Annotated in this window: 18 protein-coding genes and 2 pseudogenes; all 20 read right to left on the bottom strand. The window is 46.8% G+C overall.

Annotation, left to right across the window (positions count from 1 at the left end; genetic code table 11):
• Positions 1-11: 11 nt before the first annotated feature.
• On the bottom strand, positions 12-1,178 hold the full coding sequence (gene ugd / locus ACOTX1_RS02005; protein ID WP_194303474.1) for a UDP-glucose 6-dehydrogenase: 1,167 nt from the start codon (positions 1,176-1,178) through the stop codon (positions 12-14).
• 250 nt (positions 1,179-1,428) lie between these two features.
• Complete coding sequence (gene gndA / locus ACOTX1_RS02000; RefSeq protein WP_061709638.1) at positions 1,429-2,835, bottom strand: NADP-dependent phosphogluconate dehydrogenase; 1,407 nt, start codon at positions 2,833-2,835, stop codon at positions 1,429-1,431.
• Positions 2,836-2,979: 144 nt separating this feature from the next.
• Complete coding sequence (locus tag ACOTX1_RS01995) at positions 2,980-3,813, bottom strand: glycosyltransferase (RefSeq protein ID WP_232936300.1); 834 nt, start codon at positions 3,811-3,813, stop codon at positions 2,980-2,982.
• Positions 3,814-3,837: 24 nt separating this feature from the next.
• Positions 3,838-5,010: a glycosyltransferase family 4 protein gene (locus ACOTX1_RS01990; protein WP_194303472.1), complete on the bottom strand. Its 1,173-nt coding sequence runs from the start codon at positions 5,008-5,010 to the stop codon at positions 3,838-3,840.
• A gap of 474 nt (positions 5,011-5,484) precedes the next feature.
• On the bottom strand, positions 5,485-6,432 hold the full coding sequence (locus ACOTX1_RS01985; RefSeq protein ID WP_194303470.1) for an EpsG family protein: 948 nt from the start codon (positions 6,430-6,432) through the stop codon (positions 5,485-5,487).
• Between the two features lie 4 nt (positions 6,433-6,436).
• Positions 6,437-7,528 (bottom strand): glycosyltransferase, encoded by a 1,092-nt coding sequence (locus tag ACOTX1_RS01980; RefSeq protein WP_194303468.1) that lies wholly within the window; start codon positions 7,526-7,528, stop codon positions 6,437-6,439.
• 9 nt (positions 7,529-7,537) lie between these two features.
• On the bottom strand, positions 7,538-8,788 hold the full coding sequence (locus ACOTX1_RS01975) for an O-antigen translocase (protein ID WP_194303466.1): 1,251 nt from the start codon (positions 8,786-8,788) through the stop codon (positions 7,538-7,540).
• The gene (locus tag ACOTX1_RS01970) at positions 8,785-9,888 is read right to left on the bottom strand and encodes a DegT/DnrJ/EryC1/StrS family aminotransferase (protein ID WP_194303464.1); all 1,104 of its coding nucleotides are present in this window, start codon (positions 9,886-9,888) and stop codon (positions 8,785-8,787) included. Before ACOTX1_RS01970 ends, ACOTX1_RS01975 begins: the two co-directional genes overlap by 4 nt.
• 14 nt (positions 9,889-9,902) lie before the next feature.
• A pseudogene (locus tag ACOTX1_RS01965) lies at positions 9,903-10,175 on the bottom strand (acyltransferase); the annotation flags it as partial.
• 54 nt (positions 10,176-10,229) lie between these two features.
• Positions 10,230-10,349, bottom strand: a pseudogene (locus ACOTX1_RS01960) (N-acetyltransferase); the annotation flags it as partial.
• Complete coding sequence (locus ACOTX1_RS01955) at positions 10,346-10,744, bottom strand: sugar 3,4-ketoisomerase (protein ID WP_194303461.1); 399 nt, start codon at positions 10,742-10,744, stop codon at positions 10,346-10,348. The gene ACOTX1_RS01955 and the pseudogene ACOTX1_RS01960, both read right to left, overlap by 4 nt.
• Entirely contained in the window at positions 10,734-11,609 is an 876-nt protein-coding gene (gene rfbA / locus ACOTX1_RS01950) for a glucose-1-phosphate thymidylyltransferase RfbA (RefSeq protein WP_194303459.1), read from the bottom strand. The genes ACOTX1_RS01955 and rfbA overlap by 11 nt, the downstream gene beginning before the upstream one ends.
• Before the next feature lies 1 nt (position 11,610).
• Positions 11,611-12,678, bottom strand: a complete 1,068-nt coding sequence (rfbB, locus tag ACOTX1_RS01945) for a dTDP-glucose 4,6-dehydratase (RefSeq protein ID WP_194303457.1) — start codon at positions 12,676-12,678, stop codon at positions 11,611-11,613.
• Between the two features lie 375 nt (positions 12,679-13,053).
• Complete coding sequence (gene galF, locus ACOTX1_RS01940; RefSeq protein WP_194303456.1) at positions 13,054-13,950, bottom strand: GalU regulator GalF; 897 nt, start codon at positions 13,948-13,950, stop codon at positions 13,054-13,056.
• A 173-nt stretch (positions 13,951-14,123) separates the two neighbouring features.
• Positions 14,124-15,512 carry a colanic acid biosynthesis protein WcaM gene (gene wcaM, locus ACOTX1_RS01935; protein WP_194303454.1) on the bottom strand — a complete coding sequence of 463 codons (1,389 nt, stop codon included), beginning with the start codon at positions 15,510-15,512 and terminating at the stop codon, positions 14,124-14,126.
• Between the two features lie 12 nt (positions 15,513-15,524).
• The gene (gene wcaL / locus ACOTX1_RS01930; protein ID WP_194303453.1) at positions 15,525-16,745 is read right to left on the bottom strand and encodes a colanic acid biosynthesis glycosyltransferase WcaL; all 1,221 of its coding nucleotides are present in this window, start codon (positions 16,743-16,745) and stop codon (positions 15,525-15,527) included.
• Positions 16,742-18,022 (bottom strand): colanic acid biosynthesis pyruvyl transferase WcaK, encoded by a 1,281-nt coding sequence (gene wcaK, locus ACOTX1_RS01925; protein ID WP_194303451.1) that lies wholly within the window; start codon positions 18,020-18,022, stop codon positions 16,742-16,744. The genes wcaL and wcaK overlap by 4 nt, the downstream gene beginning before the upstream one ends.
• A gap of 39 nt (positions 18,023-18,061) precedes the next feature.
• Positions 18,062-19,540: a colanic acid undecaprenyl disphosphate flippase WzxC gene (gene wzxC, locus ACOTX1_RS01920; RefSeq protein ID WP_194303450.1), complete on the bottom strand. Its 1,479-nt coding sequence runs from the start codon at positions 19,538-19,540 to the stop codon at positions 18,062-18,064.
• A 1-nt stretch (position 19,541) separates the two neighbouring features.
• A complete protein-coding gene (gene wcaJ, locus ACOTX1_RS01915) occupies positions 19,542-20,936 on the bottom strand; it encodes an undecaprenyl-phosphate glucose phosphotransferase (RefSeq protein WP_194303448.1) in 1,395 nt (464 codons plus the stop codon).
• A gap of 109 nt (positions 20,937-21,045) precedes the next feature.
• A complete protein-coding gene (gene cpsG / locus ACOTX1_RS01910; RefSeq protein WP_194303447.1) occupies positions 21,046-22,416 on the bottom strand; it encodes a colanic acid biosynthesis phosphomannomutase CpsG in 1,371 nt (456 codons plus the stop codon).
• Between the last annotated feature and the right edge of the window lie 18 nt (positions 22,417-22,434).

Genomic DNA, 22,434 nt, shown 5'->3' with positions numbered 1-22,434 from the left:
CCTGATCAAAATCAGTCGCTGCCGAACAAATCGCGGGTATAGACCTTATCCGCCACGTCAGTTAAGTCGTCTGCCATCCGGTTAGAGATGATGACATCCGCCTCTTTCTTGAACGCATCCAGATCGCGCACCACGCGGGAGTGGAAGAACTCATCTTCGTTCATTGCCGGTTCGTAAATGATAACCTGCACGCCTTTGGCCTTGATACGCTTCATGATCCCCTGAATGGAGGAAGCGCGGAAGTTATCGGAGCCGCTCTTCATGATCAGGCGGTAAACGCCCACCACTTTCGGCTGACGTGCCAGAATGGAGTCAGAGATAAAATCCTTGCGGGTGCGGTTCGCATCGACAATTGCAGAGATCAGATTATTAGGCACCGACTGGTAGTTGGCCAGCAGCTGCTTGGTATCTTTCGGCAGGCAGTAACCGCCATAGCCAAACGACGGGTTGTTGTAATGGTTGCCGATACGCGGATCGAGACAGACCCCTTCGATAATCTGGCGGGTATTCAGCCCCAGGCTTTCCGCGTAGCTGTCCAGCTCGTTAAAATAGGCAACGCGCATCGCCAGGTAAGTGTTAGCGAAGAGCTTAATGGCTTCGGCTTCCGTAGAGTCGGTAAACAGCACCGGGATCTCTTTTTTGATGGCTCCTTCCTGCAGCAGCGCGGCAAAACGCTCTGCGCGCTCAGAGCGCTCGCCAATCACAATACGTGACGGATGCAGGTTGTCATAGAGCGCTTTACCCTCGCGCAAGAACTCCGGGGAGAAGATGACGTTGTCGATGCCGAGTTCTTCTTTGATCGCTTTGGTAAAGCCGACCGGAATGGTGGATTTAATGATCATCACCGCGCTCGGGTTAATGGCGATCACATCCTTAATCACCGCTTCAACGCTGGAAGTGTTGAAGTAGTTGGTTTTAGGATCGTAATCGGTCGGCGTGGCGATGATGACGTAATCCGCATCGCGATAGGCATCTTGCTTATCGGTGGTCGCGCGGAAATTGAGCGTCTTGTTGGCGAGGTAATCCTGAATCTCTTTATCGACAATCGGAGAGATCTTCTGATTCAGCATGTCCACTTTGGCCTGCACAATATCCAGCGCCACCACTTCGTGATGCTGGGCAATCAGAATACCGTTTGAAAGGCCAACGTAGCCCGTTCCTGAGATAGTTATCTTCATTATTTCACTTCTTCAATGATGAATGTGATGCGGCGCTATCGCGCCATCGCAATAAAAACTGTTTTGGTTTTTACCTCTTCCATTGAGTCACTGTCAAGGCAAAGACTCTGTTAAGAGAATGAGGTTATTCAGTTATTTATTCTGTTAAGAGAACAATCTCGCGCCAAATATGAAACAAATAAGCAGCGAGGTGATAAAAAAAGCCCGGTGAATTTCACCGGGCTTGGGAAGTAAATGAGGCTAAATCAGATTAATCCAGCCACTCGGTGTGGAACACACCTTCTTTATCGGTGCGCTTATAGGTGTGGGCACCGAAATAGTCGCGCTGGGCCTGGATCAGGTTAGCTGGCAGCACTGCTGCACGGTAGCTGTCGTAATAGGCAACGGCTGCGGAGAAGGTCGGAACCGGAATACCGTTCTGCACCGCATAAGCGACTACGTCACGCAGCGCCTGCTGGTAATCGTCCGCGATTTTCTTGAAGTACGGAGCCAGCAGCAGGTTCGCGATAGTCGCGTTCTCTGCATAGGCATCAGTAATTTTCTGAAGGAACTGCGCGCGGATAATGCAGCCGGCACGGAAAATCTTCGCGATTTCACCGTAGTTCAGATCCCAGTTATTTTCATCAGACGCAGCACGCAGCTGGGAGAAGCCTTGTGCGTAGGAGACGATTTTACCCAGGTAGAGGGCGCGACGCACTTTCTCAACGAACTCCGCTTTGTCACCGGCGGGTTTAGCCTGCGGGCCAGAAAGTACTTTCGAGGCGGCTACGCGCTGCTCTTTCAGGGAGGAGATATAACGCGCGAATACCGATTCCGTGATCAGGGAGAGCGGTTCACCCAGATCCAGCGAGCTCTGGCTGGTCCACTTACCGGTGCCTTTGTTCGCCGCTTCATCAAGGATTACATCGACCAGGTAGTTACCCTCTTCATCTTTCTTGGTGAAGATGTCTTTGGTGATGTCGATCAGGTAGCTGCTCAGCTCGCCGTTGTTCCACTCGGTGAAGATCTCTGCCAGCTCTTCATTGGAGAGATTCAGGCCGCCTTTCAGCAGGGAGTAAGCTTCTGCAATCAGTTGCATATCACCATATTCAATGCCGTTATGCACCATCTTCACATAGTGGCCCGCGCCGTCCGGCCCGATATAGGTAACGCACGGCTCGCCATCTTCTGCGACAGCGGCGATTTTGGTCAGGATAGGCGCAACTAGCTCATAAGCTTCTTTCTGGCCGCCAGGCATAATGGAAGGCCCTTTAAGGGCACCCTCTTCACCGCCGGAGACGCCGGTGCCGATGAAGTTGAAGCCTTCTTCGGAGAGTTCACGGTTACGACGAATAGTGTCCTGGAAGAAGGTGTTACCGCCATCAATAATGATGTCACCTTTTTCAAGGTAAGGCTTCAGGGAGTCGATGGCTGCATCGGTACCCGCGCCCGCTTTTACCATTAACAGGATACGACGAGGCGTTTCAAGAGACTCAACGAACTCCTTCACCGTATAGAACGGAACGAGTTTCTTGCCTGGGTTCTCAGCGATGACTTCTTCGGTTTTTTCACGGGAGCGATTGAATACGGAGACGGTATAACCACGGCTTTCGATGTTGAGCGCCAGGTTGCGCCCCATCACTGCCATACCGACAACGCCGATCTGTTGTTTGGACATTATATACTCCTGTCAGGTGTGGATTTTGCTTGCTTGAATGATACAATACTTTAATCTAATAAATGAAATAATTATAAAATCTATATAGTCTTTTGTTTTTTGAAGGCGCGTCTAATCATCATTTTAATCCCAAAAAAACAAATATCATCTTGTCATTTTATAAAGCAATTTCCTTATAAAGATAGGAGAAAGTCTAAATACAGCCCTAATAAAAATGCTAAAAAAATATTCTCTCAATGTGAGGAACTTTATTTTACGCTGATACCCTAATACTTTTATTTCATTCTTAAAGTGTTCAATTCCACGTCTTGCAAGTAGTTCTTTACCTGTTCTCATTTTCAAAAAAAAATCATCGCAATTGGCCAATTTGTATCCAGAAACTAACAGAAGGCTCCAAAGCGCATAATCTTGAGATTTTCTAAAATTTGGATAACCGCCAAGTTTAATAATAACACTTTTCTTAAACATAACAGTAGGGTGATTCATTGGACTACGCGACTTTGCATATTTTAAAACGTTATTATAAACTAACGGCACTTTCCGTTCGCTAAGAATTTTTTCTGATACTGCATCAATCTCTAAAATATGTCCCCCACATACATCAATATCATGATTAGATAACATAAAATAGTATTGTTTAGAAAATCTTTCTGAGAGAGCGATATCATCGGAGTCCATTCGAGCTATCAATTCATAACGACAATGAATAATACCTTCATTCAAAGCTGCTGCAAGCCCAACATTACTGTTGAGAGGGACAAAATTTACAACATTACCTCCAACATTTTTTTTAAATTCATCGATGATTTTTATGATAGATTGTGGTAGTGGACCATCACCTACAATCACTATGTCCCGCGGTTTTAAACATTGATCATTAAAGATACTTTTTAAAGCGCTCAATAAATATAAAGGATCATCTTTCTTATATACACTCATCAAAACTGAAAAATCACCCTGCGTGCATAAATGATTCACTCATTTCTCCAATAACATTTATAATTATTTATTAAAACTGTTCATTATGCTAAGCAGCACATTTTTCCAGTAATCAGCTAATGAAACATCACGCATTTTTAACGCACCTTCAGAAAGTTGAGAATATAGATCCTTATCCGTGATTTCATATAACTTACAAGCCAACTCTCCTTCATTATGGTTATCATATATCAAACCATTCGAACGATCTTTTACAAGAGCATTAATCCCACCAACATTTGATACTATGACAGGCTTACCAAATAACCACGACTCAAGAATGACGCGTGGAAAACCTTCATATTTATTATTCGAAGGTACAACTATAACATGAGAGTTTAGTATAGCTACTGGTATTTTATTATTACTTAAACTGCCCCAGAAAAAAATATTCTTTACATCCTTGTATTTCTCTTTGAGATGTTTTAATAATTTACCTTCACCAACAACATTAAGTGTAATGTTATCTTTTGGTATTTTAACAAAAGCGTCAAGTAATTCAACGATGCCCTTATCAAATTGGACGCGCCCAATAAATAAAAAATTAAAGGTGTTTTCCGTTTTAGCATGCTTATTATATTGCTCTAAATCTTTAATATGGTGAAGGCCCAAAGATGAATCAATGAAATGAAAAGAATTTTTATTATATTGTAAGCAAAATTTATGCAATTCATCGCCAGTACATAAATTAATGCCCCTTTGATAAGATGAGACTTTAATAACCATTTTTTTTAAGCAAACAGAAAACATTCTTGCAAAAAAACTTGTTACTCCATTGTACTTTGGGTTATCCCAGGCATTCATTATATTTGCGCACATATGATTTAATATTTGGCGGTTACGTCTCATTGCGCATAGCGAAAAAATTAAAGCACCGACACTTGGATTTCTTATCCAGACAGGAACATCAGGATTTGCGTCTAAAATAGCAAAACATTTAACAATATATTTTTTTAAAAAAAATGGATTAAGAATGCTTTTCTTTACAAAACCAATAGTTGTTGTAGCATACGGAATAGAATAAAAATCTTCGCAATCAATTCTTGCGCTTATTTTATCATCGCTTAGTTCTGTAATTTCATAACCAACCACTTTTATAGGTTCTGAAAAAGCAAATTTTAGAAAAGAAAGAGAATTTTTTGCGGTAAAAAAGGATGTACCTTTTTTCCAGAAGGGCTCACCTAAAAAGACTAACATTTTTTAACCTATTCTTGTAGTTGGCACTATAGCAACTGTATAGTTACGAAATATTTTTTCGAAACCGGTTCCTTAGCTAGAATTTCATAAGAGCTAATTATTACAACCGGTAAAATATTCCTGTTATAACTAATCCAAAATTAATCTCATCTCGAATAGCTTTTCTTGTTGGCACATAAACATCTTAACAAAGGGAAGGTTATAATTATTAAACACGCGGCTTTAAGCTTGACTACGATATTTTAGTCAAAGTGATTATTATAAGCATTTAAATCACTCTGCTCTATTACCCATGTTTGCCTGTGGTAATATAAATGAATGTTACACTCTAATATTTCATCAAATATATTTAAAATTTTCAAAGACATCTTTCAAATACAATTACATCCATAACTTTTTAATTATCCCGTTACGAGGTTAAAACTTTTAAAGTAAATTTTGTTGTGGGAATGCCATTTAAAAAATGTATAAAAATTAATTTAAAACCAAGCTATACACATATGGAAAAAGCTTAATTAGCGAGATAAAGAAATATAATATAAACAGACTAACATTATATCGAGCAATGACTGATGCTGTTATAGATTCCATAATAATATTGATCAATAAATAGCGACCAGATAAAACAGCTACACTTGATGTTGAGATTATCAATAAAAGAAGAATAATATTAAAGAGTGAAATATATTTATCTTTATAGTTCTGATTAATTCTTCCAGCATACGATGTGATAAACACAAACATTATAACAAACTGAGCAATAGCATATAAAAAAGAAATAAATGATTTACTTTCTAAATAAAAAGAATCCAAATAATAACTAAATCTTGTAAAAGGTAATAAATAGATTACTACCGCTTTAGATATAAAAAAACTAGCACATGCCCCCAAAACTACTTTATAACGTAACTTTAATATATGCTCAATTGAAAATGTTTTTAGCAACCAAGTAAGGAAAAGGTGGAGCACAAAAAGCAATATAAGACCATAATGAAGTAATGACGTAATAAATAATAAAATGGTTTGTAGTTTTCCTTTTTTTGTATTTAGTAAAAAAATAAATACAACTCCTCCCAAGAAAAACCTCACTTGCGTCCCAAAGACTTCCGACAGAAAAATAAAATTAACAACTAAAAATGGTAACTTTTCTATCTTATATGAAATAAGGAAGAAAAAAAAACAAATAAGGAACAAAGTGACTAACCAGAACTGCTGAAAATTCAAGCCTAGCAAATCACGAAGTAATGATTGATAAAACTCGTAACCGATGTCATAAGACCAGTTTTTTGATATAAAATTGTTGTAATAATTACTAATATCAGGATTTAGCTCCGCAGGGTAGTTAACCATATTAAAAAACAAACAAATAAAAGAGCCACATAATATAGCGCTAATATAATTCAGGAAGGATTTAATAGACATATATTTAGCCGCTATATTTATCAGAAATTAATAAGGATATATATTGCGAAGCAATGGCCTTTGGCGAATGTAGTTTCTCGGCATAAGATTTGCTTTGCCTTTTGATATCCGCTAAATGATTTTTATCCATAGCAAGTAATGATTCTAGCTTTTCAACTATATCTGCAACATCGTTTTTTATTGGAATAATCGGATGTTTACCATTTACATTGATTTCTTTTTGAGCATTAGTGTTAAAGGCAGTTAAAACAATCTTAGAATCCAGCATACCGTAGATTGCATTCATACCGTATGAATTTGACTTACATTGATCAATTAAAATATCTGTTTTTTCAAGCAGCACAAGATATTCTTTATACGGCATTCTCTCTATCACATTAATTTCAACCCGATTAATGTACTTATTTTTAATAATCTCCAGAGCGTTTAAGATTGTTGGTGTGCCTTTGACATCAGCTCTAGTAATTCCATGTGTAATATTGATTTTGTCAGAACACATATCATTATTGCTTTTACTAACCCCATCACACGCTAAGGGGATAGTTTTAGTCACTTTATTTTTATAGGGTGATAAGCGCCAAGCTTCTGCATAATCATACATAACAGGAACAATAAAATTTGCAGAACTTGCGACTATATTATTTTCGACTTTGTCTATCATTCTTTTAAAATATAGCTTTTTTGGCAATGCTATTGCATCATACATCCAAGGGCCAAGTAAACCTTTTTCACCAGATCTAATATACTCTACATCATCACCACAACATACTAATATTATTTTTTTTCTGAAAATTTTAAACAACAATATTATCAAGGGCCCTAAATAGATAAACCGAAAAAAAACTGGGTTGAGAATCAATATGATATCAAACTTAAGAAAACATGGAATAAGCCGCAAAAGTTTTAAATTCTTAGTTATCAGACTGTCTTTTTTATTAAGAATATAGTCACTGTCTATATTTTTAAAACCATCACCACCAAATGGACTGAAAACCTTACTATAATGACCTAACTCATTAAAACCTTTCGCAAGAGATTTACCTAACGCGCTATACTCACCATAAATTAAAAATTTTAGTTTTTTATCTTTCATCATTGCACCATATTATTTCATAATGTATTTTATATTAAAAGCGGCCAGCAAAAAGTAGATTATATAAGAAATACAATATGCATAAGTAGCTCCAATTAAACCAAACACATTTATACATATATAACCTGTCATTATGAAAACTATTGCAAAAACCGCCTCCAGAATTAAATAAGTTTTGATATATCCTTTTGCAATTACTGGATAAGCAAAAAGCCAAGATATTATTTTAAAAAAATCACCAATTAACTGAACGGGAAACAGTTGTTTTGCTGGCATGAATTGCTCAGTAAACAAAAATGTAATGATATAGTCTCGACTCACTAAGATTACTAGTGCAGCTAATATTACTGCGGGACATAAAAACTTAGCTAGTTGTAATATTTCCTTTTGAATTTCTTTAATTTCATGAAGTTTAGCAAGTCTCGGCAAAGCATATGTACTTAAAGCTGTAGTGAAAATAGCTAAATAAACTTCTGAAATTTTCCATACAGCTTGCCAATATCCCGCCTGCACCCACCCATTATGGTTTACAATAAAATTTCTGATCAATATCAGGGTTAATGGTAAGCTTATCGCACCAACCACCGAGATTAAAACATAATTAAAAACTTTTTTGAGGTGAACGCTTTCAATTTTGCCAAAAAAATAAGTTATTTTGCACCATGGTTGTTTTAGCGTTAATAAGATAAGCAAACATCCCATCATACCTAGTTGTATTGCAGCCGCATAAAACGCACCTATTAATCTAAAGTTGTAGATCATTAAGCACATAAAAACTGTTGATACTCCAACTGAAATTAAGCCATATGAAATATAACGCTTATAGTCTTGATGCCCATTTATTATTGAAGTTATAAAAACTCCAATGCTGGAAAATGGTAAAAAAAACGCGAGAGCGTAAATTACTGACTTATATTCCTCAGTTTTCCAAATTAATTTAGAAATATATGAATTAAAAGCAAGCAAAAACAAAAAAGAAACTAGACAAAATAATGCAGCCCATAATGAAATTGCTCTCCACCACGGTTTACATTTTTCGTATCCATACTCATAATTTTCTGAGGTGTAACGTACAGCGCCAGTTGCAACTGGAGAATTAACCAAACCAGTAACTAGAGAAACTAAATTTTGGAGTTGGCCTAACATGGCCAACCCATATGGTCCGATATACAGTGCCACAACCTTAGAAATCAAAAAACCAGATCCCATTCGGGTCAAAGTTAATAATGCAGAAAAAGCCGTAACACTGAATATTTTTTTCATTTACTATAACCATTAACTATTTCGATGACTGCTTTAACCTGTTCATCCGTCATTGTGGGATCCATAGGTAAGGATAATACTTCTTGATGTATTTTTTCCGTTTTTTCTAAATGTAAATGATTTAGTTTGGAATAGGCTTTTTGTTTGTGTGGCGGAATCGGATAATGGATTAAACTCTGGATATGATTTTCATCTAAATATTTTTTAAAATTATCGCGCTCTGCTGTTCTAATGACAAATAAATGCCATACATGATTTCGCGCTTGATATAGATTCGGAAGTTCAATGGACTGATTAGTTATGCCGTTAATATATAGTTTAGCTATCTCTAACCGTTTTGCATTATCGTTATCTAAGTCGGCTAGTTTGACACGCAATATAGCTGCTTGCATTTCATCTAAACGACTATTATATCCTTGATAAATATTTTCATATTTCACATGAGAGCCATAATTCCTCAATGCGAAAAGAGTTTTTGCTAACTCTTCATTCGAAGTAGTAATAGCACCTGCATCGCCTAATGCACCAAGATTTTTACCTGGATAAAAACTAAAGCCAGCTGCATGCCCCCAGTTTCCTGCTTTTTTACCAGCAAGCATTGCACCGTGTGCTTGTGCACAATCTTCCAATACAAGTAAATTATTTTCTTGAGCGATTGTCATAATTTCATCCATAGGTGAAATTAATCCGTAGAGATGCACAGGAAGAATCGCTCTGGTTTTTGGTGTAATAGCTGCACGAATGTTTTCAGCATTAAGATTAAATGTATTAGAATCAGGTTCGACAAGTACCGGAACCAAATTATTATTAGTGATAGCGAGAATCGAAGCGATGTAGGTATTAGCCTGGACAATTACTTCGTCGCCATCCTTTAATTTGCCAAGCTCTTTCCAGGCTTTCAGGACCAGGAATAATGCGTCTAAGCCATTAGCAACTCCAATACAATATTTCGTGCCACAGTAATCAGAAAATTCTTGCTCGAAAGCTTTTAGCTCCTCGCCCATAATATACCAGCCAGAATCGATAACACGCGTACAGGCTTCAATTAATTCATCCCTTCTATTACTATTGATTTTTTTTAAATCTAAAAACTGAATCATGATTAATCCTTAATTTTTTTAATAGCTTTCGCTGGGTTACCGACTACTACTGTATATGGCGCGACATTTTTGGTCACGACTGATCCCGCTCCTACCATCGCACCTTCGCCTATTTCTATTCCTGGTAAAATAGTCGCATTAGCACCTATTGAGGCGCCTTTTTTTATAATTGTTCTAAGAAATTCTTCAGGATACTGCTTAGATCGTGGATTTTTATCATTCGTAAAAGCGACACACGGACCGATAAAGACTTCATCTTCTATAATGATGCCGTCCCAAATAAACACACCCGATTTTATCGTAACGCTATCACCAATTATCACATCATTTTCAATAAACGTATGCGCGCAAATATTACAATTATTACCAATTTGTGCACCTGGTAAAATTACTGCATACTGCCAGATAGTTGTATTAACACCAACTGATTTAGTTTGGACATCGCTTAGTTTATGAATCATATTTTCACCGAAGCAAGAAACTCGTCGTAACTTCTGATATAGTCACTTTCATCATAAGCATCACTTGCTAATACTAGCAGTATACAATCAGAAGAATAGTCATACATTTCATGCCAAACTGATGGCTCAATAAGTAATCCTTGGGAGGCATCATCCAGAAGAATATCGATTTTTTCCAAACCATTATCTAGATGAAAACGGCAAGAACCGCTAACGGGTATAGCTAATTGCCGTAATTTTTTGTGTGCGTGATATCCTCGACGCACATTTGTTTGAGTCCCAAACATATAATAAACACGTTTTATTTCGAACGGTACATTTTTAGCTTGCTCAAGAGCAACTAACATGCCACGTTCATCCCCATGTTTTTGAAAAGGAATTAAATCAATTTTCATTATGTCTCACTAGATTCATTAAATATTTCCCATAATGATTTTTTTCAATTTTTTTACCAAGATTATATAAATCATCATCTGAGAGCCAACCATTACGCCACGACACTTCTTCTGGACATGCCACCATCATTCCCTGCCTTTTTTGAACAGTCTCGACAAAGCTGCCTGCTTCAATAAGACTGTCATGAGTGCCAGTATCCAACCATGCAAAACCACGACCTAATAACTCTACTGACAAAGAATTATTCTTTAAATAAACCTCATTAACAGAAGTTATTTCTAATTCTCCACGTGGCGAGGGTTCTATATTTCGTGCGATTTCAATAACATCATTATCATAAAAGTATAAACCCGTGACCGCCCAATTCGATCGGGGCTTAAGCGGTTTTTCTTCGATAGTAAGAGCTTTGAAATGTTCATCAAACTCAACAACTCCGAAACGCTCTGGGTCCATAACCTGATAACCAAAAATTGTTGCACCGTTTTGCTGTTCTGCTGCGGTTTTTAATTTCGGAGAAAAGCCCTGACCAAAAAATATATTATCACCTAAGACTAGACATACAGAATCAGCGCCAATAAATTTCTCTCCAATAATAAAAGCTTGCGCCAGACCATCAGGAGTTGGCTGGATAGCATAACTTATATTAATTCCCCAATGACTACCATCTCCCAGCAATCGAATAAACCCTGACTGATCTTCGGGCGTAGTTATTATTAAGATATCTTTGATCCCCGCCAGCATTAATACTGATAAAGGATAGTAGATCATTGGCTTGTCATAAATAGGCAACAGCTGCTTCGATACTCCCATCGTAATGGGATATAATCGCGTTCCTGAACCACCAGCTAAAATAATTCCTTTCATTTTATATTAACCCCAGACGTTCACGTTGATAACTTCCATCCAGTACCCGCATATACCATTCTTTGTTGTTTAAATACCATTCCACGGTCTTACGAATTCCGCTTTCGAATGTCTCCTGCGGCTTCCATCCCAGCTCTACCCCAATTTTATGCGCATCAATAGCATAGCGGCGGTCATGTCCTGGACGATCGGCAACATACGTAATTTGATCGCGGTAAGAGCCTTCTTTCGGCACGATCTCATCCAGCAAATCGCAAATCGTGTGTACAACGTCCAGGTTCTGCTTTTCGTTATGACCGCCGATGTTGTACGTTTCACCCGCCTTACCCTGAGTAACAACGGTATAAAGCGCACGTGCATGGTCTTCCACGTAGAGCCAGTCGCGGATCTGGTCGCCTTTGCCATAAATCGGCAACGGTTTGCCATCCAGCGCATTCAGGATCACCAGCGGGATCAGTTTTTCCGGGAAATGATACGGACCGTAATTGTTAGAACAGTTAGTCACTATGGTCGGTAATCCGTAGGTTCGCAGCCATGCGCGTACCAGATGATCGCTGGATGCCTTGGAGGCTGAATAGGGGCTGCTTGGCGCATAAGCCGTTGTCTCAGTAAACAGCGGTAGCTCGCCAGGTTGCTCATCCGGGTGCGGCAGATCGCCGTAAACTTCGTCAGTGGAGATATGGTGAAAACGGAACGCGGCTTTCGCGGTATCGTCCAGAGATGTCCAGTAGCCACGCGCCGCTTCAAGTAGAACATAGGTGCCGACAATGTTAGTTTCAATAAAAGCTGCAGGCCCGGTGATAGAACGGTCAACGTGACTTTCTGCCGCCAGATGCATCACTGCATCCGGCTGATGCGCAGCAAAAATACGCTCCATTGCCGCTTTATCACAGATGTCGGCTTGCTCGAAGGCATAGCGTTCGTTATTACTCACTTCCGCAAGTGACTCAAGATTACCGGCGTAAGTTAATTTGTCGACATTAACCACTTCATCCTGAGTATTATTAATAATATGTCGTACAACTGCTGAGCCGATAAAGCCAGCACCGCCCGTAACAAGAATTTTCACGTTATTTATTCCGTCCGTAAAATATAGCGAGATATTGCAGCCCGGTTAGACGTTAATTTCGCGGATTAGAAATTATGCACGCTACCGCCCCTGGCTCGACAGCTACCAGTGGACTGACTTCTCTGGAAATGTAAAAACGGCGTTTAGGCTATAGATGCAAAGCCCATTCAGCCACTACAAACAGGCGTCAATTGTCGTCTTAATTGATATAAGAAACAAGTGAAAATCTGCGACGGGCAGCGCAAAAAAAAGGCATATAACTCATTGAAATTATTAATTTTTAAAGAAAAACGGCAACCAGTGTTCATCCATTTTACAATGAATGAAACAGTGGTTGCCGTCAGATTGGGTAGGACTGAGAAAGGGCAGGCTGGCTTAGTTATCCGCCAGCAGCTTCTCAATACTCTCCCTGAACTTCGCCCCTTCCTTCAGGTTGCGCAGCCCATAGTTCACAAACGCCTGCATGTAACCCATCTTCTTACCGCAGTCGTAGCTGTCACCGGTCATCAGCATCGCGTCAACGGACTGCTTCTTCGCCAGTTCGGCGATAGCATCGGTTAGCTGGATACGGCCCCAGGCGCCCGGCTCGGTTTTTTCCAGCTCGGCCCAGATATCGGCGTTCAGCACATAGCGGCCTACAGCCATCAGATCAGATTCCAGCGTCTGCGGCTGATCCGGTTTTTCGATGAACTCTACGATACGGCTGACCTTGCCTTCGCTGTCCAGCGGCTCTTTGGTTTTGATAACGGAGTACTCGGAGAGATCGCCTTTCATGCGTTTCGCCAGCACCTGGCTGCGGCCGGTTTCGTTGTAGCGGGCCAGCATTGCTGCCAGGTTGTAGCGCAGCGGGTCAGCGGAGGCGTTGTCCAGAATGATATCGGGCAGAACAACCACAAACGGGTTATCCCCTACCACCGGACGCGCGCAGAGGATAGAGTGGCCCAGACCCAGCGGCTGCGCCTGGCGCACGTTCATGATGGTTACGCCTGGCGGACAGATAGACTGTACTTCAGCCAGCAACTGACGCTTCACACGCTGCTCCAGCAGCGCTTCGAGTTCATAAGAGGTGTCGAAATGGTTCTCTACCGCGTTCTTGGAAGAGTGGGTAACCAGTACGATTTCTTTGATCCCTGCAGCAACAATCTCGTCGACGATGTACTGGATCATCGGCTTGTCAACGATCGGTAGCATCTCTTTAGGAATCGCTTTCGTGGCAGGCAGCATATGCATGCCCAGACCCGCTACCGGAATGACTGCTTTCAAATTAATCATTATTTCTTCCACCTTAAAATGGTTGACGAATTATAGCGCTTAAAGCCATTTTCGCCAGCATGTTTTGTCTTGTTTGCAGGTCAGATATTACTTATTTGCCCCACCAATAAAAGTAGTTCTTATCTGAATCATTCGCGATGCCTTTCCGGGATTTATCCCAAAATACCCCCGGCTTATCGATGCGGCAGCGCAAAATTCAACCGTTCCGTATTCACCACCTGCTGATCCACCCGGTCGATATCCACCGAACTCTGCCCTTTCTCATTCACTGCTTTGATGTTTGCCAGGGAGAGGAGCGTCTCCTCTTTCGCCATAAACTTGCCGCGCACATCCTTGCGCAGGTCGAAGTGCATTTTCAGTGCCGGGCCGGTTTTGGCCTCCTGCATCACATTGATATTCCGCAAAAAGAGATGCTGTGGCTTGTTGTGCAGCTCCAGCGTCGCACGCTGCATCTCCACGTTGGTGATCGCCACGAAGGAGGTAGCATTGCCGGAGGAGATCTGAATGCCTCGCAGCGTGTAGGGAAGCTGGCGGTTGTCCATGCGGATAGCATTGAGCTTAAAGTTTTGCGGGATGGAGAGATAATTCCCTTTGATTACGCCGTAGCCAATCAGCATGCCGGCGCTATTCACCATATCAATATTATCTATGACGAAATTATCACACCCATAAATAGCCACCGTGGCGTTATCAATTCCCGCTTTTTTACTGAACTCCGGGGTGATGTTTTTGGCCTTGACGTTTCGGATGACAAAATGCTTACCGTTTTCCACATGCACCAGCTGGCGACAGTTGCTGCCGATGATGTTCGCCACTACGAAATTTTTTACCGCCTGATGCTCCGGATAGTCGTTGTCGTAGGTACTCCCGGCCAGACCGATGCCGATCCCCCAGTTGATTTTGCCATTGGTGCAGTTGATGTTGTCGATAACGTGGTCGGAGATAAGGATATTATGGTCGTTGATCGCCACGTTCCACTCTATCGCATCCCCTTGCAGGTGGCTGAAGTGGCTGTTGGTGATGCGCGCCCCATCCACCTGGTTATGGAATCCCTGGCGCAGAATGGCGTAGTTGGCCTTGCTGACGCGAATGTTGTCGATGAGGAGGTTACGCATCACCCGTGGCTTTTTTCCGCCGATGTAGATCTGGGTGACCGGCCCGTAGCCGCTCATCGCCAGCCCCTGGATCACGCAGTCGGAGCCGCGCACGTCGAGGGTGATATTCTCCATCCGCCCTGCCCCTTCCCCCACCACTTTACTGCCATCCTGCAACACAAAGCGTCCACGCCCGTTGCCGGTCAGCGCGCCGCGGATGAGCAGCGTTTTGCCCGCCGGAATAAAGATAGCGGTATTGATGTTTTTACAGGTCAGGTCGGCGGGCACCACCACCGTATCGCCTTCGGTAAAAGCCTGTTTAAAGGCGGCGATCCAGTCGCGATTGTTATACTGGCGGATGTTAACCGTGCCGCCCGCCGCACGAGCCAGCCCGGGATTCAGCAGCGGCGTGGCCGCCAGCAGGGAAAAGGCGGAGACAAAGGTGCGTCGGGAAATCTTTTTTAGCATACAACCTCGCGGTTAAAGCGTTTGCAGCAGGCTTGCCAGCTGTCGGTTGATCACCTGCTGATTAAACTCGGCCTCGACTTTTTGCCGGGCGTTTTGCAGGACCGGCGCCAGCGCCTGCGGAGGAATGTCGCTGAACGCAGCCAGACACTCCGCCAGCGCGGCGGCGTCGTTCTCCGGCACCAGCCAGCCGGAGCGGCCCGGGTCGATAAGCTCAGGAATGCCGCTGTGAACCGTGGAGACCACCGGGATCCCCACCGCCATCGCCTCCATCAGCGCCACGGGTATCCCCTCCATGTCGCCGTCTGCACCGGTCACCGACGGCAGGAGGAAGACATCCGCCTCATCCAGCATCGCTTTGACCTCGTGGCTCGGTTTAAAGCCCGGCATCTCCACGTAGCCTTCCAGCTGATACTGCTCGATGAGCGTGCGCAGACGTCGCTCCCACGGCCCCATCCCCAGAATGCGGTAGCGGAAGTCGACGCCGCTGGCTTTCATCTGGCGGCACGCCTCGATCGCCACGTGCAGCCCTTTTTTCTCGGTCAGACGGGCTACAGAGATGATCTGTAGCGGCTTACCCGGCGCTTTGACCGGCCGCTGGGTGAAGCGCGCCATATCCACGCCCATGCGCGAGACGGTGATTTTATCCACCGGACAGCCCATATTTTTCAGGCGACTGGCCCAGAGTTCGCTGATGGGCAGCATCATGTCGCCCCGGCGGAACAGCTGCTGGTACTCCGGGGTGTAGTGGTTGAGCACCTCGCGGCTGGAGATGTCGATACCGTGGAAGATGGTAGCGATCTTACCTTCCAGCACCCCCAGCTCGCGCAGCTTGGCGGCCGTCACGCCGGCCGGGCCGAAATGGGCGATAAAGACGTCGGCGCGATATGGTTTTGCCGTCTGGCCGCAGATGGCAGAGAGAATGAGGTTACGCGACTCATCGCCATAGCGGGCAACGTTCAGCGCCCGCCAGGTGGCCGGACGGTGCAGCCCCAGCAGCGTCTGCCCGGCGCGATGGCGCAGCTTGTTGAGCTTGCCCGGCGGCTCATCCTGCAGCCAGCGCGTTTTGGCCTCCAGCCCGTATTGCGTCCATGCCGCATGGGTATTCTGCGTATCGCCCTTTTGCAGGGCGACAATCTCCACCTCATATCCCATGTCGATAAAGGCGGTAATCTGATTGAGCACAAAGGTTTCAGACGAGAGCGGAAATTTCAGCAAGAAGAAACCGACCTTCATTTCCCCTCCCCGATACGCGCCAGCACGGATTTGACCATCTCCAGGCCATTGGCGCGCTCGGCGCTGACCGCCTGCGCTAGCCGGGCGTTGATGGCGGGAAGCTGGCCGAGCGTATCGGCTACCATCGCCTCCAGCGAACCGTCCAGCAGATGACGAATATCCACCGCCATCTCCGGCATGCCGAGCTGCTGCATAATGCCCGCCGACTTGTGTTCGTAGTTAATGGCGATAGCGGGAGTGCCGAAGTTCATGGAGATGATTGCCGAGTGCAGGCGGGTCCCCACCGTCAGGTCACAGGCGGCGAGCAGCTTGCCCATCTCCAGATCGTTAAGCTCATCCATTACCACGTGATAGCGCGACGGATCGCTGACGTGCTGGCGCAGGTTGAGCGCTACCATACGGTCATCTTTGTTGTAACTGTCGATACCGGTACAGGTGGAGAGCGCCAGCACCTGGTAGCCTGCATCCAGTACACGGTTCACTACTCCCGCAAAGGCCTTTTCATAGGCGGCCTGGGTGGTGCCCAGTCGTTTATCGAAGGGCGCTAGTTCGCGCAGGGTAATGGCGACGGTTTTCTGCCTGCCCGCCACCCCCAGCCAGTGCCGGACGGCGTAGCTCGGCTGGAAATGGTCGTGCTGATGGTCCACCAGCCAGGCGGTATCAACGCCGTGTTCCACTTTACGGGTGTCGATCTCGCTGCGCTTCATCATCTCCAGGCTGACCGATTCACGCAGGATCAGCGCGTCGCAGTGGCCGAAGACGTAGTTCGCCAGCTGGTTAAACTGCGGATCCTGGAACGGGCCGACGCTGTGGCCAATCATAAAGAGCGGCTTTTTGGCCATAAAGGTGCAGAGGGCATGTTCAAACTGCGGCACGCCGTAGAGATCCACGAAGAACGAACCGCCCACCTGAATAATGGCGTCATAGCCCGACAGCAGACGGACAAAGTCGGTAAAGCCCTGGGCGATGGCGATATTGCGCAGCCGGCCGGTGTCGGTGACACGGGAAAGCAGCACCTGATGCTGATAGCGGCGGCGCAGCACCTTTTTCACGCGGCCCATCACGCCGGCAGCGCTGTTGTGCTGCTTCATCTGGCCGTAGAGCGGATCGCCCATCACCGGGCGGTTCAGCAGCCAGGAAGAGCTCACCGGATAGCGACTCATCACATCAACGTCAGTCTCAGGCCGCAGGGTGTTAATGGCATCCAATAACCCACGCAGAATGGCGCTGTCGCCGCGGTTGCCGCAGGTATGGTTGCCCAAAATCAGTAATTTCATAATGACCTCATAAAATTGTATGTTGCTCGCTGCCGCCACTCACCCTGCGCGCAGCAGCGTTTTCATCTTCTCGTTACGGCAAAACTGACGTTTCATCTCCACCACCAGCGCGTTGCGCGACAGCACAATCATCAGCGCAAAGGCCAGCGCTCCGGCGGCAATCTGTACCGCCAGCAGCGTCCCCAGCGCCATCTGGCCCTTCAGCGCCACGCCCAGACCATAGCTCGCAACCAGCGTAGGGATAGAGAGCCAGAACGGCAGCCAGAGGCTCAGGATGTACTGCCGATAGCTGGAGCCCAGCACCGGTTTTATCATCACGAAATAGCTCAGCACGGTATTGACGATCTGCACCGCCAGGAAGCCGAGCGTTACGCCGATGGCCCCCGCCAGGTGGCCGCCGACGATAATCGCCGGTACAAACAGAAATGTTTTAAAGACGTTGAACTTAAAGCTGATATCGACGCGCGCCTTCGCCATCAGCAGCGAGCCGATAGGGTTGCCCACCGAGCGCAGCAGCCCGACGACGCAGAGCAGCTGCAGGATCGGTACAATCCCGGTCCACTTTTCGCCAAAGACCAGCGGCACAAAGTTATTCGATACCACCATCAGTCCGAGCAGCGCCGGAAAGTTAATAATCCCCACCACCGAGAGCAGCTTGTAGAAGTTGACCCGCAGCTTTTCCGTGTCGTCCTGAATCTTGGCGAACGCCGGGAAGAGCACGCGGGTAATGATCGGGTTAAGCTTCATCGGCGGCACCACCGCCACGTTGTAGGCGAGGTTATACCCGCCCGCGACGCTGGCGCCGAGAATGCGCGCCAGCACCAGCGTGGAGAGGTTGGTGTTAACGTAGTTGATCAGGCTGTCGGCGGTGAGCCATGCGCCAAAGCGCAGGTTGGAGGAGACCGACGCCAGCGAAAAATGCAGGCCGGGACGGTAGATTTTGCGGCCAAAGTAGCCAAAGAGCAGCGTGCGCACGGCGGAGTTGACCAGATAACCCAGAATGGCGGTTAACGCCAGCGGCCAGAAATGGGCGCTGATTACGGTAAAGGTAAAGCCTGCCAGCACCGCGCTGGTTTCAATCATGCCGATCTTGTTAAATTCCAGCTCCTTTTGCATCAGCGCGCGGAACTGCTGCCCGTGGGGGATCAGCACAAAGGCAAAGGAGAGCGTACGGATAAGCGGCGCCAGGTCCGGGTTATGCAGTACGCCAGCGATGACGCCCGCCAGCAGAAAGACGGCGGCAAAGACCACTATCCCCAGCCCGACGTTGAGCCAGTAGAGGGTGGTCAGCTCCAGATGGCTGATCTCTTTTCGCTGGATGATGGAGTTGGCGATGCCAAAGTCCGACAGGGTATCGGCCAGCGCGATAATCACCAGCGAGACGGTCAGCAGGCCGAACTGGTGGTTATCGATGATGCGCGCCAGCACCGTCATCTGCACCAGTCCCAGCCCGATAATAATGATGGTCGCCATCGCCGACCATTTGGCGCCGCTGATGGTTTTTTCTCGTAAGCTCATCTTAGTACGCCGCTTTATTGACGAAGCCTTTGAAAATGGTCAGAAAGACGATCTTGATATCGAACCAGACGCTCCACTCGCGGATGTACTCCAGATCGAACTCGATGCGTTTTTCCATTTTCTCCAGGGTGTCGGTCTCCCCGCGCCAGCCGTTGATCTGCGCCCAGCCGGTAATGCCCGGCTTCACCTTGTGGCGCAGCATGTAACCTTCAATCAGGGCGCGATACTGCTCGTTATGCGCCACCGCGTGCGGGCGCGGCCCGACGATAGACATTCCGCCGGTCAGCACGTTGATAAACTGCGGCAGCTCGTCAAGGGAGGTGCGGCGCAGGAAGTTCCCCACCCGGGTTACGCGGGGATCGTTCTGCGTCGCCTGGGTCACGACCTTATCGTTCTCCATCACCTTCATGGAACGGAACTTCCACACCATAATCGGCTTGCCGTCCATACCGTAGCGGGTCTGGCGGAAGATGACCGGGCCCGGCGAGCTCAGTTTTACCGCCAGCGCAATGCAGCAGAGAACCGGGGAGATGAGCAGCAGGATGAGCGAAGAGAGCACGATATCCTCGATGCGCTTTAGTATGCGGTTAGTGCCCGACAGCGGCGTGTCGTAGAGCGGCACCACCGGCACGCCGTTCACCTCTTCCACGCGCGAGTGCAGGATATTAAAGGTAAAGACATCGGGGATCAGGATCACGGAACAGGTGGTATCCGCCAGCTCGCGCACCAGCTTTCTGATGCAGGCTTCGTCGCGCATTGACATGGCAATATAGACGTTATGGATCTTCCCGGCTTTGGCATCCTCGACGAGCTGTTCGTAATTCCCCGCCCAGTCCGCCGTTACGCCGCCAGGTTTGGCGTCATGGTAAATCCCTACCACCTCGTAGCCGAGCCACGGCTCCTTACGGAAGCTCTCCAGCAGAACGCCGCCGACCGGCAGATCGCCCGCCACCGCCACGCGGCGCGTGTTGTAGCCACGATTGCGCAGCCAGCCCGCGCCAAAGCGAATCAGAGAGCGGCAGACCACCATTCCCACGCTGGTCAGCAGATACCAGCTAAACCAGGTGATAAAGGGATTATCAAAGTCGTTATTAAACGCCATCAGCCCGGCGCTAAAGATCAGGCTTAAGGTCCAGTTCTGTAACAGCAGCAGCAGTTCAGTCGAGATTTTAACGCCGCGCCAGGAGCGATAAAAATCGGTCATCCCGCCCAGCATCTGGAACACCACCAGCGTGAGGAGTGCCATCAGCAGGTGCATATATAAGAACGGCAGCCCGCTGACCTGACACACCACCCATAGTCCACCGAACATGATGGTGATATCAGAAAAACGCTGCACCATAGAGATTAACGATGCATTCGTTTTGGCTCGCTCGCGCTTTTTTAGATTTGTCATCGTTGTTCCTGTTTTATTATTCCCCTCACCCTAACCCTCTCTCCAGAAGGGAGAGGGAACTTTGAGACCCTTTCCTGTCTGGGGAGAGGGCCGGGGTGAGGGGTAAACGTTACTGATTCAACAGCGCCAGAATGTCCTTCGTTCGCGCTTCCATGAGCGACACATCGCCGCGGGACTCCACGTTCAGGCGCACCACCGGCTCGGTGTTGGAGGAGCGCAGGTTGAAACGCCACTGGGGAAAGGTCATGCTGATGCCGTCGGTGCGGTCGCTCTCCAGCGCGTGCAGGGCGAAGTGGTGCTCCACCCGGGCAATCGCCTCTGCGGGAGCCGCGAGCTTGCTGTTGATCTCCCCGCTCGCCGGATAGGCCGCCATCCGGTCCGTCACCAGTTCACCCAGGGTTTTCCCCTTCACGCAGAGCAGCTCGGCCACCAGCAGCCACGGGATCATGCCGCTGTCGCAGTAGGCGAAGTCGCGGAAATAGTGGTGGGCGCTCATCTCGCCGCCGTAGATGGCATCCTCTTCGCGCATGCGCTCCTTGATAAAGGCGTGCCCGGTTTTCGACATGACCGGCGTGCCGCCTGCCGCTGTCACCACATCAACCGTGTTCCAGGAGAGGCGCGGGTCGTGGATGATTTTCGCCCCCGGATTTTTCTCCAGGAACGCCTGCGCCAGCAGACCGACGATGTAGTAGCCCTCGATAAACTGCCCTTTCTCATCGAAGAGGAAGCAGCGGTCGAAGTCGCCGTCAAAGGCGATACCCATATCGGCGCCGTGTTCGATGACCGCGTTACGGGTGTCGTCGCGACACTCCGGCAGCAGCGGGTTGGGAATGCCGTTCGGGAAGCTGCCGTCCGGGGTGTTGTGCACCTTGATAAAGGTCACCGGCACCTTCAGCGCCTTAAAGCGTGCTTCCAGCGCATCCACCACCGGGCCCGCCGCGCCGTTGCCGGAGTTAATGACCAGCTTCAGGGGTTTGAGGTTCTTCACGTTGATGTAGCCGAGCAGGTGGTCGATATAGTCGCTGCGCGGGTCGATGCGGGTGTAGCTGCCGCGCGTCGCCTCGTTCACCGGCGGGAAGTCGTTGGCTTCCGCCAGGCGCTGCACGTCGCGCAGGCCGGTGTCGCCGCTGATGGGACGCGCGCCCTTGCGCACCAGCTTCATGCCGTTGTAGTCCATCGGGTTATGGCTGGCGGTCACTTCGATACCGCCGTCAACGCCCAGATGGAAGGTGGCAAAGTAGATCTCTTCGGTGCCGGACAGGCCGATATCGAGCACATCCACGCCCGCGTCCTGCAGCCCTTTCGCCAGCGCCAGCTTGAGGGATTCGCTGGTGAGGCGCACGTCGCCGCCCAGCACGATGGTTTTCGGCTTTAAATATTCGCCGTAGGCGCGGCCAATGCGCCACGCAATCTCTTCGTTCAGCTCTTCGCCCAGTCTGCCGCGGATATCGTAGGCTTTGAAACAGGTTAATTTTGTCATGTTTTTACCCTTCTTCAG

The sequence above is a fragment of the Enterobacter cloacae complex sp. IR5401 genome (genome assembly GCF_049238425.1).
In the GTDB taxonomy this organism is placed as follows: Bacteria; Pseudomonadota; Gammaproteobacteria; order Enterobacterales; family Enterobacteriaceae; genus Enterobacter; species Enterobacter hormaechei_C.
Note: the sequence above shows the minus strand (reverse complement) of the source record. Positions and strands in the feature narration are given on the sequence as shown.